The organism is Nocardioides sp., from assembly GCF_034670285.1.
Classification (GTDB): Bacteria; Actinomycetota; Actinomycetes; order Propionibacteriales; family Nocardioidaceae; genus Nocardioides.
This window is the reverse complement of sequence record NZ_JAXMNS010000485.1, coordinates 1-2,496: the sequence shown is the minus strand read 5'-3', so window position 1 is coordinate 2,496 and position 2,496 is coordinate 1. Positions and strand designations below refer to the sequence as shown.

Annotated in this window: 3 protein-coding genes; 2 read left to right on the top strand and 1 reads right to left on the bottom strand. The window is 65.5% G+C overall.

Annotated features, from left to right (window positions below):
* Both VOI19_RS18035 and VOI19_RS18030 read left to right on the top strand, forming a co-directional pair.
* Nucleotides 1–688, top strand: a 688-nt coding sequence (locus VOI19_RS18035) for a GDP-mannose 4,6-dehydratase (protein ID WP_323794326.1), incomplete at its 5' end; no start/stop codon positions are given.
* Complete coding sequence (locus VOI19_RS18030; RefSeq protein WP_416366400.1) at nucleotides 681–1,655, top strand: GDP-L-fucose synthase family protein; 975 nt, start codon at nucleotides 681–683, stop codon at nucleotides 1,653–1,655. The genes VOI19_RS18035 and VOI19_RS18030, both read left to right, overlap by 8 nt.
* Nucleotides 1,656–2,040: 385 nt before the next feature.
* Here VOI19_RS18030 and VOI19_RS18025 read toward each other — a convergent pair.
* On the bottom strand, nucleotides 2,041–2,496 hold a 456-nt coding region (locus VOI19_RS18025), incomplete at its 5' end, for an elongation factor 1-alpha C-terminal domain-related protein (protein ID WP_416366399.1).

Genomic DNA, 2,496 nt, shown 5'->3' with positions numbered 1-2,496 from the left:
GGGGGTCGAATGCCGCTACTACCAGGCGTCGAGCTCGGAGATGTTTGGAGCGACGCCGCCTCCACAAAGCGAGGAGACGCCATTCTACCCACGTTCGCCGTATGGCGCGGCAAAAGTCTACGCCTACTGGGTTACCAAGAATTACCGCGAGGGCTACGGCATGTACGCCGTCAACGGGATCCTGTTCAACCACGAGTCCCCGCGGCGCGGCGAGACCTTCGTTACGCGCAAGATCACCCGCGCGGTCGCCCGGATCAAGGCCGGCACCCAGGATCATGTCTACCTCGGCAACCTCGACGCCGTGCGCGACTGGGGCTATGCGGCCGAATACGTCGAAGGCATGTGGCGGATGCTGCAGGCGGACGAGCCGGATGACTTCGTGCTGGCGACCGGGGGCAACTTCACGGTGCGGGACTTCGTCACCACGGCGTTCGAGCATGCGGGCCTCGACTGGGAGAAGCACGTGCGTTTCGACGAACGCTACCTCCGCCCCACCGAGGTTGACGCGCTTGTGGGTGATGCTTCCAAGGCACACGCCAAGCTCGGCTGGAAGGCCACCGTCCAGACCGACGAGCTAGCCAGGATCATGGTTGACGCAGACATCGAGGCGCTCGAGCACGAGGGGCGGCCTTGGATCGACACCGTGCGTCTCGACGGGTGGCCCGTCGTCGGGACCCACGATGGCTGAGGAATTCACGCCCGGACCGCTCGACCGCGAGGCGACGACGTACGTCGCCGGTCATCGTGGCCTGGTGGGGTCGGCGATCGCGCGACGGCTGGAGGCCGAGGGGTTTTCCGACGTCATCGGGCGCCAGTCGGATGAGCTGGACTTGCGCGAGCGCTCAGACGTTTCTGACTTCTTCGCCGACACCAAGCCTCGCTACGTGGTGCTGGCGGCAGCGAAGGTCGGCGGGATCCTGGCCAACAACACCTACCCCGTCGACTTCCTCTCCGACAACCTGCGGATCCAGACCAACGTCATGGACGCGGCCCTGGAGCATGGGACGGAGAGGCTGCTCTTCTTGGGGTCGTCCTGCATCTATCCGCAGCTGGCGCCGCAGCCGATCATCGAGGACTCACTGCTCACCGGTCACCTCGAGCCCACCAACGATGCCTACGCAATCGCGAAGATTGCCGGCATCCTGGGCGTTCAGGCTGTGCGCCGACAGTACGGTCGGTCGTGGATCTCGGCGATGCCGACCAATCTCTACGGTCCAGGCGACAACTTTTCGCCGATGGGTAGTCATGTGCTTCCCGCGCTGATCCGACGTTACGACGAGGCCGTGGCGTCTGGCGCAGAGTCAGTGACTAACTGGGGGACCGGCACGCCACGACGGGAGTTCCTGCACGTCGACGACATGGCTGCTGCCTGTCTTCACCTGCTGGAGCACTATGACGGGTCGGAGCAGGTCAACGTGGGCACCGGGCGCGACACCACGATCAAGGAGATCGCCTCCCTGATCGCCGACGTCGTCGGCTACGAGGGGCGCACCGAGTGGGATACCTCCAAGCCTGACGGCACCCCTCAGAAGCTGCTCGATGTCAGCAAGTTGCGGGCCGCTGGCTGGGAGGCCAAGATCGGAATGCGTGAGGGGCTGGAGTCGACCGTGACCTGGTATCGGGCGCACGCAGGAGATCTGCGCGAGGCCGGATAGCGGCGCGGAGGTCGGGTTCGCGACCGATCCTGAGCCTCGCGGTCGCCGTGGCGCCGCAGACGATTGGTGACTCGGTGGCCAGATCGAGGTGATCGTCGGTCCGACGCGGGGAAGCGTGGACGGGGACCAGCAGCGTCCGGCTGTGAGCGCTCTGGCCTGCGTTGTTTGCTTCGACGGGGATTGGGGGAGTGCGGTGCGCCGCGGGATCTCGAGGCTTGATTCGCTCGCACCTCAACTAGCGTGCGGGTCGCGGGGCTTCGTCGACGGCTCGCTGGCGCTCGCCTGCTCAGCCTCCGACGGCTCGCTGGCGCTCGCCTTTTAAGCCTCCGAGCAAGCAGAACGCCCGGCAGCCTGTGGCTGCCGGGCGTTCTGCTTCGTACGGAGGTCAGGAGCCGGAGTTGATCATTCCGGCTCCGACGGTCACACCTGTGGCCTCATCGATCAGGATGAAGGATCCGGTGGTGCGGTTCTGCGAGTACGGGTCGCACAGCAGCGGCACTGTTGTGCGCAGCTGGACGCGGCCGATCTCGTTGACGCCGAGCTCCTTGGAGTCCTGGTCGCGGTGCAGCGTGTTGACGTCCAAGCGGTACTGGATGTCCTTTACGAGGGCGCGCGCGGTGCGGGTCGTGTGCTTGATGGCGAGCTTCTGCCGTGGTTTGAGCGGCGCGGTCGTCATCCAGCAGATCATCGCGTCGATGTCCTGGCTGGGCTGCGGTGCGTTCTTAACTCGGGCGATCATGTCGCCGCGTGAGACGTCCACGTCGTCCTCGAGGCGGACCGTCACCGACATCGGCGGGAAGGCCTCGCTCAACTCCTGGTCGTAGAGGTCGATACCGGCAAT

Coding starts and splice junctions, on each gene's coding strand:
- VOI19_RS18030 (WP_416366400.1), top strand. CDS start 681: ATGGCTGAGGAATTCACGCCCGGACCGCTCGACCGCGAGGCGACGACG.